Genomic DNA, 14,025 nt, shown 5'->3' with positions numbered 1-14,025 from the left:
GCGCTCCCACATCGACCTCGGTCGCGTGTGGTCCTGTTCCTGTTGAGCTGACCCCCTGCGCCCCGCGGTCGGCGGGGACTCCTCGCGTTCTCCCTCCGCCTTCACACGCACCCCCTCCCCTCGTGCTCCGTACTTGAAAGCCGACGCCGGATTCACGCGCCCCGTAAGGGGCGCGGGGCTGTGTAGATTTGCGGCTCCGCCGCGTGGGCGCGAGCAACCACCCACAACCCGCACGCGCCACACAACCCGCGCCCCCACGGCGACTAGCGCACAGACATCGCCCTCCTCCTGGGTACGGACCTCACCCCGATCACCCGGTCCATCAGCGCGCCCAGCACATCCCGCACCGACCCCCGCTCCCGCGCATCGCACTCCAGCACCGGCACCTCGGCCCCCAGCCCCAACGCCTCCCGGACCTCCTCCAGTTCGAACCGCTCGGCGCCGTCGAAGCGGTTCACGGCGAGGACGAAGGGCGCCCCGTGGGCCTCGAAGTAGTCGACGGCGGGAAAGCAGTCCTCGATCCGGCGGGTGTCCGCGAGGACCACCGTGCCCAGCGCTCCCTCCACCAGGTCGTCCCACAGGAACGAGAACCGGTCCTGCCCGGGCGTCCCGAACAGGTACAGCGCGATGGACGGATCCAGCGTGATCCTGCCGAAGTCGAGCGCCACGGTCGTCGTGGTCTTGGACTCGACGCCGGCGAGCGAGTCGACGCCGACCGACACCTGGGTGATCGCCGCCTCCGTGTCCAGCGGCTCGATCTCCGAGATCGCCCCGATGAACGTCGTCTTGCCGACCCCGAGTCCCCCGCTCACCACGATCTTCACGGCGAGCGGCACGACCCTGTCAGAGCGCCCGGACATGGTCCCTGATCCTTTCGAGCAGTTGGAGCGGCAGCTCCGCGGGTTGCCGGCAGGCGAGCTGCCCGGCGACGACGAGATCGGAGATCAGCACCTTGGCGACTCCGAGGGGTACGCCGACCCGGTGCGCCACCTCGGCGACCGTCGTCGGCTGTGCGCACACCGCCACGATGTGCCGGCGTTCGAACGTGATCGACTCGTCCGGCTCGCCCACGGCCACCACCAGCGTCTCCAGTCGCAGATCGGTCTGCAGCGGCTCGGCCCGCCCGCCGGTGATGATGAACGGCCGTACGAAGGAGGTGTCGTCGACGGGCTCGGCGGACTCGGTAGGCTCCCGCGCACTCATCGTGGCAACGCCTGCCGCAGATCGGCGATGAGCATCGGTGTCAGCAGGTCACCGGCCCGCTCCGCGAGCACCGCCATCTCGTAGCCGACGAGACCCAGTTCGCCGCTGGAGTCGGCGAGGACGCCGAGGCAGCTGCCGTCCCGGATCGCGGAGACCAGCAGGAAGCCGCGCCCCATCTCGATCATGATGAGCTTGACCCCGTCGAAGCTGTACCGCTTGGACGCGCTGCGCGCGAGCGACGAGAGCCCCGAGACGATCGCCGCGAGATGGTCGGCCTCGGTGCGCCCGAGCCCGTCCGAGACGGCGATCAGCAGCCCGTCGGAGGAGACGGCGACCGCGTCCCGGACCCCGTCGGTGGACCTGACGAAGTTCGCGAGCAGCCAGTTGAAGGTGCGCGAGTCGCTGGGGGTGTCTACGGTGGTCACTCGCCGTCCTCCTCGGTACGCGCCTCGCCCGCCTGCTCCTGCGCCTGCTCATTCCCCTTCTGCTTCTCCTTCTCCTTCTCCTTCTCCACGCTGATCCCGCCCCGCATGTGGGCGCTGCGCAGGGTGGCGAGCATCCCGGAGACCTCCTCGGGGCTGCGGTCGGGGGTGCGTTCGGCGGGCGCCGGGCGGCTGGGCCGGTCCGTCTCGCTGACGGCCTCCGAGATCGCGCTGCGCTGGGGCCGCTTCACGAGCCCGTTGCGGGTCCGGGCGGCCGAGGCGCCCTTCTTCTGGGGCTGCGGCTGCGGCTGCGGCTGCTCGGGCCTGGCCTCGGCGGCGACGGAGACGAGCTGCGTCTCGTCGGGCTCCTTGCGCGGGGCCGGTACGACGGCCGGTACAGCCGTGACCGGTTCAGCGGCAGCCGCCTGCTTCGGGGTCGCCGTCGCCTCCGTGAGCAGGTTGACCGGGACCAGCACCCGGGCGACCACGCCGGCGGCGGGCGCCTCCCCCAGCCGTACCTCGATCCCGCACTTGCGGGCGAGCGCGCCGACCACGAAGTGGCCGAGGAACCGGGTGGGTTCGGCCATGAAGCTGGCGGTGCCGGAGAGCCGTACGTTGGCCTCGGCGATCGCCTGGGCGTTCATGCCGAGGCCGTGGTCGACGATGGCGACCAGATAGCCGGCGTTGGTGCGGCGGCCCTCGATCTCCACGTCCGAGTCCGGCGGCGAGAAGCTCAGCGCGTTCTCGATCAGCTCGGCGAGGAGGTGGGCGATCTCGGCGACGACCGAGCCGGTCAGGTGGGCGGGCTCGACCCGGCGCAGGGTGACCCGGCGGTACTCCTCGACCTCCGCGAGGGAGGCGCGCAGCACGTCCGTGATGGACAGCGGGGTGGACCAGGGCCGGGGGCTGGACTCCCCGGCGAGGACGAGCAGGCTCTCGGCGTTGCGGCGCATCCGGGTGGCGAGGTGGTCCAGTTCGAAGAGGTTGGCGAGGGTCGCGGGGTCGGCGTCCTCGTGCTCCAGTTTGTTGATGAAGCTGATCTGCCGGCGCACCAGGTTCTGGTTGCGGCGGCCGAGGCTGACCAGCGAGTCGGTGGTGTTGCGGCGCAGCACGGCCTGCTCGGTGGCGAGGTCGTAGGCGGCCTGCTGCACCCGGTCGAAGGCCTCGGCGACCTCCTTGACCTCGGCACCGGCCCGGCCGGAGACGGCGAGCGGGGCCGGCGGTTCGGGATGCTCGCCCGAGGAGCCGTCCTGGACGGCGGAGACGGCCTTCGGCAGCCGTTCCCCGGCGACCTCGCGGGCCTGCTGGGCGAGTTCGGCGAGCGGCGCGGAGACGGACCGTACACAGTCGAGGGCGAGCGCGCCGAGCGCGGCGACGGTGCCGAGCGCGAGCAGCAGGAAGAGCAGCAGACCGCGCTGGGCGGTGCCCTCCAGGGCGGAGGCCCGGTTCTCGACGTCGGTGCCGAGCGAGACCTGGACGTCCCGCAGCCCGTTGATGGTGGCGGTCATCGCGTCCCACCACTGCATGGGCGGGATGTCGTTCCACTTCAGCTTCCCGCCGCCCTTGACCGCGGTGTCCTCGTACGCCAGTGCGCGCTCGGCGTCCGGGGTGGTCATGGCCGCGTCGAGGCGGCGCTGCTGGGCGTCGGTGGCCGAGCGCGGGAAGGCGTCGAGGGCGGCGAGGCGGCCGGCCCGGATCTCCATGAACCGGCTGTAGTCGTCGTCCTGGAACTGTCCGGCGCGCACCGAGCCGAGCACGATGGCGCGCTCCTCGCCGGTGAACTCCTTGGCGTTGCCGAGGATCTGCAGCGCCTGGTAGGCGTCGCGCAGGGTGGCGTCGTGGACGTCGCTGAGGCCCAGGTCGAGCCGGTCGAGGACGGTGATGGTGGTGGTGAAGTAGTCGAAGGTGTCCTTCACCACGCCGGTGTGGTCGTCCGCGTGCCTGCGGATCCCGGTGAGTCCGTCGAGCCGTCCGAGGGACTCGCGCACCGAGCCGGCGGCCGCGTCGGAACGGCCCCGGAGCGCCTGGCCGAGCCGGTCGCGGGCGGTGTCGGTGGCCTTGCGCTGCGCGGGCAGCTTGCCCGCGAACTCCTTGACACCGCCGACGTAACCGGTGGTGAGACCGCGTTCCTTCTGGAGTTCGTGGATCAGGCCCTGAAGCGTGATCTCCAGCCGGGCGCTGTCCGCGGTGGCGGAGGCGTTGCGATAGGCGGAGATCTGCCCGGCGGCCGCGACGCCCAGCAGCGTCAGCAGGACGGCGAGGGCCAGGACCAGAATCCTCAGGAGCCTGGTGCGAATGGTGGCTGCTTGCACGGAAGTGCCTTAATCATGAGGCGAGTTGATGGATGCGCAGAACCGGGGCAGAAATGGTTCTGCGCTCCGGCCAACGAACCTCTCCGGGCAGCGGTCACCCGATCATGTTTTTGTTTTACGTCGCGGAAACAGGATCAGGGCGAATCCCGAGGCGACCGCCCCGGCACCCCGATTCCGTATACGGTGACGGACCCGCACGCCGGTTGACGCCATCGGTCACCCCCGGGCGCACCTCGACCCCTGAGTCACTGTCAGAGCCGCTCGCCGGAGCCTGTGGTGGCCACGACACCCCGCCCGGGGCCGCCCGCGATCACCCCGGCGAGCCCGGCCCGGCCCCGGCCGACCGCACCCCGACCGCGTCCCCGGCCGCGCAAGTACGCCGCCCACCAGGCCCTTCTCCCCACCACCGCACCGAACGCCCGCACGACCCGACCACCACGACGACGCCCCGACGACGTCTCGGAGACACCCCGAACCGCCTCGCCCTGTTCACCCGGACGCACGGTTCATCACCCGCCCGCCGGAAACAATCATATTTCACTCTCAGTCAGCAGACCTGTGAGTCAGGGCCCTTGGCACATCTGGGCTCTCGACGTACGGGCTCTGCACCAGTACCGTCACAAACCCCCCGTGCGGCGTCTATCCACTTGGCGCACCATCCGCATCATGGACGAGCATAGGGATGCGGAAGCAAGAAGGACCGCTGTGAGAGGAGGCGTCCATGGGATCGGTACGCAAGGCGAGTGCCTGGCTTGGCCTCGTCGACGACAACGATGACGAGCGCTACTACGACGACGACTACTCCGAAGGGACCGAGCAGCCCGGGGACGCCTGGGTCACCGACCCCCGGGTCAAGGTGGCCACGGACACCGCCGAGGAGAAGGGCCGCCGGATCGGCACGGTCACCCCGGACAGCTTCCGGGACGCCCGCGCGATCGGCGAGCTGTTCCGCGAGGGTGTGCCGGTCATCGTGAACCTCACGGCCATGGAGTCGGGCGACGCCAAGCGCGTCGTCGACTTCGCGGCCGGGCTGACCTTCGGTCTGCGCGGCACCATCGAGCGGGTCGCCAACCGGGTCTTCCTGCTGACCCCCGCGAACACCGAGATCGTCAGCGGTGAGCCGGCCAGGCGCCGGGAGGACGGCTTCTTCAACCAGAGCTGAGGCAGGGCCGCTCACCGGCCCTGCCCCGCGCGGGGTTCACCGGAAGGCGTCGAGCCCGGTGAGTGCCTTGCCCAGCACCAGCTGGTGCATCTCGACGGTGCCCTCGTAGGTGAGCACCGACTCCAGGTTCGTCGCGTGCCGCATCACGGGGTACTCCAGCGAGATCCCGTTCGCCCCGAGGATCGTCCGCGCGGTACGGCAGATCTCGATGGCCTCGCGTACGTTGTTGAGCTTGCCGAAGCTGACCTGCTCGGGACGCAGGCGACCGGCATCCATCCGCCGCCCCAGGTGATGGGCGAGCAGGATCCCCTTGTGCAGTTCGACCGCCATGTCGGCGAGTTTGGCCTGGGTGAGCTGGAAGCCGCCGATGGGCCGACCGAACTGCTCCCGCGACTTCGCGTAGTCGACGGCGGCTTCGAAGCAGGTACGCGCGGCACCCATGGCACCCCACACGATCCCGTACCGGGCGTGCGACAGACAGCTGAGCGGCCCCTTGAGCCCGGTGACCTCCGGCAGCACGGCATCGGCCGGCAGCCGTACGTCGTCCAGCACCAGCTCACTGGTGACGCTGGCGCGCAGCGACCACTTGTGCTTGATCTCCGGCGCCGAGAACCCGGGGGTGTCGGTGGGCACGACGAACCCGCGAATCCCGTTCTCCGTCTGCGCCCACACGACGGCGACGCCCGCCACCGAACCGTTGGTGATCCACATCTTCCGCCCGCTCAGCACCCAGTCGCCGCCGGCGTCGCGCCGGGCGTGGGTCCGCATGGCGGCGGGGTCGGAGCCGTGATCAGGCTCGGTCAGCCCGAAGCAGCCGATCACATCACCGGCGGCCATGCCCGGCAGCCACCGCGACTTCTGTTCCTCGCTCCCGAACCGGTGGATCGCGTACATGGCGAGCGACCCCTGCACGGACACGAGCGACCGGATACCCGAGTCGGCGGCCTCCAGCTCCAGACAGGCGAGCCCGTACTGCACCGCTGACGCCCCGGCGCACCCGTACCCGTCGAGCGACATCCCGAGCGCCCCGATCGACCCGAGCTCCTTGGCGAGCTCCCTGATGCCGGGCAGCTCCCCGCTCTCGTACCACTCGGCGACGAACGGCAGCACCCGGTCCGCCGCCCAGCTCCGCACGGTCTCCCGTACGGCGAGATCCTCCGGCTCCAGGAGATCGTCGATACCGAGCGGGTCACCGGCATCGAACGGAGGCAACTTCACGGACGCGGACATCAGAACCCTCCCAAAAACTAGCACCGCTAGTTACAACAGGTTACGCGCAGTCTGCCCTGCCTTCCCACCCACGCACCACCCGTGCGAGTCGGACCAGAAGTGAGCCGACCTGCGGTGGCGCAGCGCCGTCGGCGGCAGACGGCCGGACGCAGATGCGTCGAGCCCGCAGTTCGCACAGTCAGTCCCCCACGACGAACATCCCCCACCCGCACGGGCAGCGCGCAAGCGGGTGGCAGGAACCCACACCCGCCAACGACGAACCACCCCCACAGGTCGGCCCACCCCTCCCCCCACCCGCACGGGCGGTGCGTGGGTGGGAGAAGGTTCCGACCCGCACCCGCCAACGGCGAAGTACCTTCACAGGTCGGCCCACCCCACCCCGCAGGGCTACGCCGAGACGCGGGACCTCTGTGGTTCGCGAGGGGCCGGGACCTCCACCGGGGCCGTCTCCTCGCACTGCATGATGCGCGGCAACCGCAGCGCCATCACCGCCCCCAGCAGCAACAACCCCGCGCTGACCAGCAACGTCACATGCAGACCGTGCACGTAGGAGTCCCGCGCCGCCCGGCGCAACGCCGACCCGGCCGACCCGCCCAGCCGGCCGGCGACCTCGTACGCCTCACCCAGTGAATGCCCCGCCGACGCGGATGCCGACGCCGGTACGCCCGGCACGTCGGCCAGCCCCGGCGCGTACGCCGCGTTCATCACGCTACCGAGGAACGCGATCCCGATCCCTGCCCCCAGCTGGTACGACGTCTCGCCGATCGCCGCCGCCCCGCCGGCCTGCGCCGCCGGCGCCTCGCTCAGCATCGACTCGTACGCCCCGAAGAGCGTGGTCTCCAGGCCGAAGCCGAGGAGCAGGAAACCGAAGAGCAGCAGGCCCGCGTTGTCCGCCCCGCCCATCGCCGTCAGCGTGAGCACCGCCGCCGCGGTCAGGCAGAAGCCGAAGCACACCATCCGGCGCGGCCCGAAACGCCGCAGCATCCGCGCCCCGGCCAGCCCCGCCGCCATCGCGGCGAACGTCAGCGGCAGCAGTCGTAGCCCGGTCTGCAACGGGGACAGGCCCAGCACCAGTTGCAGGTACTGCGCGGCGATGAGTTCGAGGCCCACCAGCGCGAGCATCGCGAGCACGATGCAGCCGACCGCCGTGCTGAACGCCGGCCGCGCGAACATCCTCAGGTCCACCAGCGGGAACGCCCGCCGCCGTTGCCGTCGTACGAAGAGGACCAGGAGCAGCGCGCCCAGCAGCAGCGGCGCCACCGTCAGCGCGCTGCCCGCCGGTTCGCCGCCGCCGAGACGCTTCACGGCGAACACCACGCCGAACAGGCCGGCCGCCGCCATCAGCGCGCCGACCACGTCCCAGGGGCCGTCGCGGTCACCGCGCGACTCGGGGAGGAAGAGGCGTCCCACCGGGAGGCTGACCAGCATCAGCGGGATGTTGACCAGGAAGACGGAGCCCCACCAGAAGTGTTCGAGGAGGAAGCCGCCGAGGAGGGGGCCGACGGCCGCGCCGACCGCCGCCACCGCGCTCCAGATGCCGATGGCGAGGGCCCGTTCACGGCGGTCGGGGAAGACCTGCCGGAGGATGGAGAGGGTGGCCGGCATGATCATCGCGCCGCCCACGCCGAGCAGCGCCCGGGCTCCGATCAGTGCCGCCGCGCTCGGCGCGAGGGCGGCCGCCGCGGAGGCGACGCCGAACAGGGCGTAGCCGAGGAGCAGGACGCGGCGCCGGCCCACCCGGTCGCCGAGCGTGCCGAACAGGATCAGCAGCGAGGCGCAGACCAGCGGGTAGACGTCGACGATCCAGAGCAGCTCCATCGCGCCGGGCTTGAGGTCCTCGGTGACGGCGGGCACCGCGACGTGCAGCACGGTCGCGTCGAGGGCGACCAGCAGCAGGCTGACGCAGAGGACGACGAGGACGACCCAGCGGTTGGCACCGGCACCGGTCCCGGACACCGCACGGCGGCGCGGACGTACGGCGGCCGTGGTCGTCCCGGACATGTACGTACCTCCCAGATGGTCCCTCGCGTGCGGCGGACGGGCGGGGTGGGGACGCCCCGTCGTACGGCCGGAGAGGAGCGGGGTCTCCGGCCCGCGTATACGAACGCGAGTGACACGTCAGCGTACGCGAGTTCGTTCCGGGGGCACGTGGCGGACCTCTCACACTCTCGGGAGAACTCATGTGGCGTACGCCACGGCCCGGTCACGGTCCCCGCTCCGCATCACGCCCGCGCGAACCCGGCGGTTCCGCGTCCCGTCGATAATCGAGCCCGTGACCGATCTTGAGACACCCATGGCGGTACCGCGCGCCCCGGCCCTGCGCCGGGCGGCGCCGGCCCTGCTCGGGTACGCGGCCGTACGCGCCCTCGGCCTGGCCGTGCTGGCCGGATGGAGCGCGGCGCGCGGCAAGAGCGGCTACACCTTGTTGACGGCGCGCTGGGACTCGCTGTGGTACACGCGGGTCGCCGAACTGGGCTACGGCTACGAGGTACGGCTGCCGAACGGCGACGTCCACTCCAACCTGGCCTTCTTCCCGCTGCTGCCCTGGCTGGAGCGCCTGCTGCACGCGCTCGCGCCCCTGTCGTACGCCGACGCCGGCTTCGCGGTGAGCCTGCTCGCCTCGCTGGCGGCGGCCTGGGGGATCTTCGCGGTCACGGACGTCGTGTACGGCCCACGGGTGGGGGTCTGCGCGGTGCTGCTGTGGGCCGTACTGCCCGTGGGGATCGTGCAGTCGATGGCGTACAGCGAGTCGCTGTTCACCGCGCTGGCGGCCTGGTCGCTGTACGCCGTGCTGACCGGCCGCTGGGTGACCGCCGGGGTGCTGGCCGCGCTGGCGGGGCTGACCCGGCCGGTGGGGCTCGCCGTGGTGGCGGCGGTGTGGACGGCGGGGGTGGTCTCGTTCGTGCGGGATCGCAGCAGCGGCGCACGGGACGGTGGTGCGGATCGGCCGGGCGGCGCGCGGGATGACGAACGCGCCCCCGAGGTGTCCAGCGCCGCCCGCGCCCGGCGCGTCCCGCAGGCAACCGGCGCACCACACGCGCCACGCGCCCCCCACGTCACCATCACCGGGGCCCCGCCCTGGCGCCGCGCGCTCGGCATGCTCCTCGCCCCGCTCGGCACCGCCGCCTATGTCCTGTGGGTCGGCCACCGCACCGGCAGGGGCCCGCTGGGCTACCTGGACGTCCAGGCGGGCTGGCGTAACGGCTTCGACGGCGGCTATGCGTTCGCACGCTTCGCGGCCGACAAGTTCACGTCATTTCCGTCCGCTCTCGCCGGAGCGGGTTTGATCCTCGGTGTCGGCCTCCTGCTGTGGCTCTACGTGATCGGCGTCCGCCGGCGACAACCGCTCCCCCTGCTGGTCTACACGGGTGTCGTCCTCGCGCTCGCGCTGTGCGCGTCGAGCTACTTCGGGTCCAAGCCGCGGCTGCTGCTGCCGGCCTTCCCGCTGCTGCTGCCGCTCGCCCAGGCCCTCGCCCGGCTACGCACCGGCAGATCGGCGCTGGTCACGGCAGGTGTGGCGGTGGCCTCGGCGATCTATGGCGCGTTCTGGCTGAACGGCTCCGGACCTCCATGATCATTCCGGTGGCTCCGATGAGCAGCCGGAGAATTCCACCCCATGCTTTGGTTAACGAATTCATAAGTGCCATAAAACGGCGACCCGGCATGATCAAAGGAATTGAAGGACGGACCCGCCGAGGATTACGGAATCCTTAGAATTCGGAGGCCTCCTGAGAGGTTTCCCACATCACATCGTCATCACAAAGCCGCAGTTTCGACCGGGAACAGAGCTCACTCGCTGTAACGTCGATTGGGTGCGTACCGAACGAAACCTCACCCGTCTGGACCGGGTGTTCGCCAGGCTGGACCGTGAGCCGGAACGGCCGGCCCACATTGATGTGCCGAAGATGAGCCGGCACCGGGTCGTGTTGTTCACCGCGACCCTCGCCTTCTACCTGGCGATCGTGTGGGCCGTCGTGATCACGTCGTGGCTGGTCCGGCTCGACTGGCAGGTCATGTTCTTCCGGCCGTACCAGCAGTGGTCGGGAATCCACTGGTTCGTCGACTACTACGTGGTCCTCGGCCAGCGCGGCCCGACCGCCGTGATGGTCGCCGCCTGGCTGGGCTGGCGCTCGTGGCGGCAGCACACCCTGCGCCCGCTGCTGACGCTCGGCGCCTCCCTGCTGCTGCTCAACATCACGGTCGGTGCCGCCAAGCTCGGCATGGGACGCCTCGGACCGCACTACGCGACCGTCATCGGCTCGAACGAGATGGGCCTGGGCGGCGATATATTCCCCAGCGGACACACCGCCAACGCGGTGGTGACCTGGGGAATTCTGGCATATCTGGCCTCCACCCCTAGAGCCCGCCGCTGGCTCTCCGCCGCCTCGGCGGTCACCTCCCTCGGCGTCGGCATGTCCACCGTCTACCTCGGTACGCACTGGCTGAGCGACGTGTTGCTGGGCTGGGCCGCGGGGCTGCTGATCCTGCTGGCGCTGCCCTGGTGCGAGCCCTTCATCGCCCGCGCCGAGACCTCGCTCTTCGACCTGCGCGACCGCTGGCGCGCCCGCCGCGGCAGCACGGTGCCCGCCCCGGTCCCGGTGCCCGTGGTCCTCAAGCCGCGCCCGGCGCCCGTCGAGCAGACGGCGCCGGAACGCGAGCCGGTCTCCCTGGCCCGCGCGCCCAGGGCCCCGATCCATCTGGCACCCGGCCCGCACACCCCCCGCTCGGAGCGCACCCCGGTCACCCCGGCGGGCAGCCGCCGCCCGCCGCACCCCGAGCGGCAGCCGCGCGGCACCGCCGCCCAGGCGGCCCGCCCGGTGACGGGCGGCTGACGGCCGTACGGACGCGACAGCGGGGTCCTGGTACGCACCACCGCCCCCGCACGGCGAAGGCCCCGGTTCCCCACTGCGGGAACCGGGGCCTTCGCCGTCGTGCGGTCAGCCCTTCCAGGCGCGCGCCACGACGCCGTCGCGTACCTCGAAGTTGAGCCGCCCCGTCCGGTACTCCATGGTGATGATCGCTCCCGGCGGCAGCGAGCGCACCGTCGTCCACCCCCGTTGCCGGGCGAAGCGTTCCGCGTCGCCCGCGTCGAGGCCTACGTACCCTTGCGGGCTGTCCTGGGGCTCCGTCGGCGGAGCGGTGTCCGGTGCCATGCGGCCCACGCTAGGCCGCTTCCGGCGGAGACGGAAGCGGAAGTCGCACGTCTGTCCCCGGTCACACTTCTGTCACAGAATCACGACACGCGTTTCGGTCGAACTCCGTCACACGTTCGAGCGGTTCCATGCGCCTTCCTGGCGCATTCGAGCGCAATTCCCCGATGCCGGTACGGTCTTCCGAAAAGCCGCCGGAAAGAACCGGGAGCGGGGATCCGGGGCGCTCCGGCGCCTGCATTCCATTCCGATTCCGCCGGTCCGCGCCGAAGCTGACACCGCATAAGAGATTCACCGCTCCGGCACAGAACCCCCGTACCTCGCGGGTGGGGACGAGGTTGCGGCAGCGTGAACTCGAAGTGTGCCGTCCGCACATGAATCAGCCTCACATCAGCACGCCCGCGCCTCATTCAAAGCATGTACATGCCCCCAAAACGCACCGGGCCCCGCCCGGTCGGGCCGGGCGGGGCAGGGCGGTGCGGGGGTTCGCGTCAGAGCGCGAGGCGCTGCCCGGGCACGATCAGGTTCGGGTCGTCGCCGATGACGGCCTTGTTGGCGGCGTAGAGGCGCTGCCAGGTGGTGCCGTGCCGCTCGGCGATCTCGCTCAGGGTGTCGCCCTTGCGGACGGTGTAGTCGCCGCCGGACGAGGTGCGGCCGGTACGGTCCGCCGAGCGCTGCGGGGTCTTCGCCGCAGGGGTCGACTTCCGGGTGGTCGACGTGGTCGCCGACCTGGAGGACTGCGACGACTGCGACGGCTTCGTCGCCGACTCCGTGGTGCTCTTCGTGGTCACCGAGGCCCTCTCGGGCGCCGAACCGGTCGCCCCGGCCCGCGCCGAGCAGACCGGCCACGCGTTCCAGCCCTGGGCGTGCTGGACCTTGGTGGCGACGGCGATCTGCGCTTCCCTGGAGGCCCGGTCGGCCGTCGCCGCGTAGGCGGAGCCGCCGTACGCGCGCCAGGTGGAGGCGGAGAACTGGAGTCCGCCGTAGTAGCCGTTGCCGGTGTTGATGTGCCAGTTGCCGCCGCTCTCGCACTGGGCGATGCGGTCCCACACTCCGTTGTCCGCCGCCGCGGCGTTGCCGGTGGCCGCCAGCAGGCCCAGCGGGGCGAGCAGCGCCGCTCCGGCCAGGGCGGCTGTCGTACGGCCCTTGCGGGAGCCGTTCTTGGCGGCGACGGTCTCACGGGTGGTATCGGCACACTCGGACATGTATTTCCCTCTCCACATACCCGGGGTCCCCCAGGCGGGACGCGGTCCCCGCGTGATGGACGCGGTTCCTCGCGCTCGCCCCGTCCGCCGCGGCCGGTGTTGCGGTGATGCTCTGCCTGCTGTGGCCGGCGGACGTACCCGAGCGGTGCTCGCTGCACACGGCGGAGGAATCTAGAGATCGGGAACGTCCGAAATCAACCAACTCCCTGTCAGGCCAGGCCAGTTCAATGTTACCGTGGGTAGCAGCGATTTTCGGCCACCCACTACATTCCCTGATTTCGGTATTTGTCGACCATGGGTTCGACGGATCTGTGATTCACTTCACCGCGTCAAACTCCTTCGGCTTGCGAAGAGTTGACGGGGAGTGCCGGATTCCGCACGAGGCGTGACCCTGCGCAGCGGATGGTTCGATCCCGATCCCCCCGATGCGTGACCCCCACCACAGATCACCCGTTGTCTTCTTCATGAGCCCGCGACCCCGGGGGCTCACGGACCGGGAGCCACCCGGGCCTACACGCACCGCATCCCGAGGGAGCCACCGTGCCGCGCATGCTCGACGTCAGCGACGAGGTACGCGCCGAGATCGGCGACGAAGAAGCCGACCGGCTGCTCGCCGGAGACAACGCCCCCGGCAGCTACGACTGCACGTCCTGCCGCACCCCGGGCGACTCCGAACAGGAGCGCACCAGCACCGTCCTGTTCATCGGCGACGAGACCGCCGTCCTCGCCTTCGCCCACGCCACGTGCCTGCCCTCGCAGGTCGTCCAGGTCACCGAGGAGCAGCTGCAGGGGGCGGTCCGCTCCATCAACGGCGACAGCGCGCCGGGCGGCGGGCCGCAGAAGTCCGTGCCCGAGCAGGCGGTGCTCGGGGTGACCAGCGGACTCGTGCTGATCGCCGGGGAGTTGCACCCCGCGCTGGTCGTGGAGCCGACGTCGCCGATCGTGCGGCCCGGCACGGACGGGGTGGGCGACGACTTCCTGCCGCTCCTCATCGAGCAGGGCTTCATGCCGGTGCCGGAGCTCACCTCGGTGCCGCCGGTGCTGCACGGGTGGTCGGTGCTGCTGGCGGTGGGTCAGCTGCACGCGGTGCTGCAGCCGGGCCCGACCGGCGGGCAGCCGGTGGCGTGGTGGCAGGCGCATCAGCCGCTGCAGGTGACCGACGGGTGGCGGGCGGCCGCCAACAAGCACCAGCAGGTGCTGATGTTCGCGGCGCCGGTGGGGTCGATCGGGCGGCAGCCGCGGGAGGACCTGCTGCGCGACGCGATCGACAAGGCGGCGGCGAACGGGAAGCTGGTGGCGGCGGCCCTGCCGCTTGCGGGGATTTGAGGGGCGCCCCAGGGG

12 protein-coding genes are annotated in these 14,025 nt (G+C 71.1%); 4 read left to right on the top strand and 8 right to left on the bottom strand.

Going from position 1 to position 14,025, the window contains the following annotated elements; translation table 11 throughout:
* Positions 1–263: 263 nt before the first annotated feature.
* The 4 genes from ABZ887_RS25055 to ABZ887_RS25040 are packed head-to-tail and all read right to left on the bottom strand — an operon-like array spanning position 264 to position 3,937.
* On the bottom strand, positions 264–860 hold the full coding sequence (locus ABZ887_RS25055; RefSeq protein ID WP_361293074.1) for an ATP/GTP-binding protein: 597 nt from the start codon (positions 858–860) through the stop codon (positions 264–266).
* Positions 844–1,203 carry a DUF742 domain-containing protein gene (locus tag ABZ887_RS25050; protein ID WP_361293072.1) on the bottom strand — a complete coding sequence of 120 codons (360 nt, stop codon included), beginning with the start codon at positions 1,201–1,203 and terminating at the stop codon, positions 844–846. Before ABZ887_RS25050 ends, ABZ887_RS25055 begins: the two co-directional genes overlap by 17 nt.
* Positions 1,200–1,628, bottom strand: a complete 429-nt coding sequence (locus ABZ887_RS25045; RefSeq protein ID WP_361293070.1) for a roadblock/LC7 domain-containing protein — start codon at positions 1,626–1,628, stop codon at positions 1,200–1,202. Before ABZ887_RS25045 ends, ABZ887_RS25050 begins: the two co-directional genes overlap by 4 nt.
* Positions 1,625–3,937, bottom strand: coding sequence for a nitrate- and nitrite sensing domain-containing protein (locus tag ABZ887_RS25040; RefSeq protein ID WP_361293068.1), 2,313 nt, complete (start codon positions 3,935–3,937; stop codon positions 1,625–1,627). The genes ABZ887_RS25045 and ABZ887_RS25040 overlap by 4 nt, the downstream gene beginning before the upstream one ends.
* A 721-nt stretch (positions 3,938–4,658) precedes the next feature.
* Here ABZ887_RS25040 and ABZ887_RS25035 point away from each other — a divergent pair.
* The gene (locus ABZ887_RS25035; RefSeq protein WP_361293066.1) at positions 4,659–5,099 is read left to right on the top strand and encodes a cell division protein SepF; all 441 of its coding nucleotides are present in this window, start codon (positions 4,659–4,661) and stop codon (positions 5,097–5,099) included.
* A 36-nt stretch (positions 5,100–5,135) separates the two neighbouring features.
* Here the strand turns inward: ABZ887_RS25035 and ABZ887_RS25030 are convergent, their stop codons facing one another.
* A complete protein-coding gene (locus ABZ887_RS25030) occupies positions 5,136–6,329 on the bottom strand; it encodes an acyl-CoA dehydrogenase family protein (protein ID WP_361293064.1) in 1,194 nt (397 codons plus the stop codon).
* A gap of 387 nt (positions 6,330–6,716) precedes the next feature.
* Positions 6,717–8,330: an MFS transporter gene (locus ABZ887_RS25025; RefSeq protein ID WP_361293062.1), complete on the bottom strand. Its 1,614-nt coding sequence runs from the start codon at positions 8,328–8,330 to the stop codon at positions 6,717–6,719.
* Positions 8,331–8,601: 271 nt separating this feature from the next.
* Between ABZ887_RS25025 and ABZ887_RS25020 the strand changes: the two genes are divergently transcribed.
* The gene (locus ABZ887_RS25020) at positions 8,602–9,903 is read left to right on the top strand and encodes a mannosyltransferase family protein (protein ID WP_361293060.1); all 1,302 of its coding nucleotides are present in this window, start codon (positions 8,602–8,604) and stop codon (positions 9,901–9,903) included.
* Positions 9,904–10,141: 238 nt separating this feature from the next.
* Positions 10,142–11,161, top strand: a complete 1,020-nt coding sequence (locus tag ABZ887_RS25015) for a phosphatase PAP2 family protein (RefSeq protein WP_361293058.1) — start codon at positions 10,142–10,144, stop codon at positions 11,159–11,161.
* Positions 11,162–11,266: 105 nt separating this feature from the next.
* Here the strand turns inward: ABZ887_RS25015 and ABZ887_RS25010 are convergent, their stop codons facing one another.
* Positions 11,267–11,482: an I78 family peptidase inhibitor gene (locus ABZ887_RS25010; RefSeq protein WP_217555714.1), complete on the bottom strand. Its 216-nt coding sequence runs from the start codon at positions 11,480–11,482 to the stop codon at positions 11,267–11,269.
* 488 nt (positions 11,483–11,970) lie between these two features.
* Positions 11,971–12,684, bottom strand: coding sequence for a transglycosylase family protein (locus ABZ887_RS25005; protein ID WP_361293056.1), 714 nt, complete (start codon positions 12,682–12,684; stop codon positions 11,971–11,973).
* A gap of 540 nt (positions 12,685–13,224) precedes the next feature.
* On the opposite strand from ABZ887_RS25005, the gene ABZ887_RS25000 reads away from it, so the two are divergent.
* Positions 13,225–14,010 carry a hypothetical protein gene (locus ABZ887_RS25000; RefSeq protein ID WP_361293054.1) on the top strand — a complete coding sequence of 262 codons (786 nt, stop codon included), beginning with the start codon at positions 13,225–13,227 and terminating at the stop codon, positions 14,008–14,010.
* The last annotated feature ends 15 nt before the right edge of the window (positions 14,011–14,025 follow it).

This window comes from Streptomyces sp. NPDC047061, assembly GCF_040643955.1.
In the GTDB taxonomy this organism is placed as follows: domain Bacteria; phylum Actinomycetota; class Actinomycetes; order Streptomycetales; family Streptomycetaceae; genus Streptomyces.
Note: the sequence above shows the minus strand (reverse complement) of the source record. Positions and strands in the feature narration are given on the sequence as shown.

Coding starts and splice junctions, on each gene's coding strand:
- ABZ887_RS25055 (WP_361293074.1), bottom strand. CDS start 860: ATGTCCGGGCGCTCTGACAGGGTCGTGCCGCTCGCCGTGAAGATCGTG.
- ABZ887_RS25050 (WP_361293072.1), bottom strand. CDS start 1,203: ATGAGTGCGCGGGAGCCTACCGAGTCCGCCGAGCCCGTCGACGACACC.
- ABZ887_RS25035 (WP_361293066.1), top strand. CDS start 4,659: ATGGGATCGGTACGCAAGGCGAGTGCCTGGCTTGGCCTCGTCGACGAC.
- ABZ887_RS25030 (WP_361293064.1), bottom strand. CDS start 6,329: ATGTCCGCGTCCGTGAAGTTGCCTCCGTTCGATGCCGGTGACCCGCTC.
- ABZ887_RS25025 (WP_361293062.1), bottom strand. CDS start 8,330: ATGTCCGGGACGACCACGGCCGCCGTACGTCCGCGCCGCCGTGCGGTG.
- ABZ887_RS25010 (WP_217555714.1), bottom strand. CDS start 11,482: ATGGCACCGGACACCGCTCCGCCGACGGAGCCCCAGGACAGCCCGCAA.
- ABZ887_RS25005 (WP_361293056.1), bottom strand. CDS start 12,684: ATGTCCGAGTGTGCCGATACCACCCGTGAGACCGTCGCCGCCAAGAAC.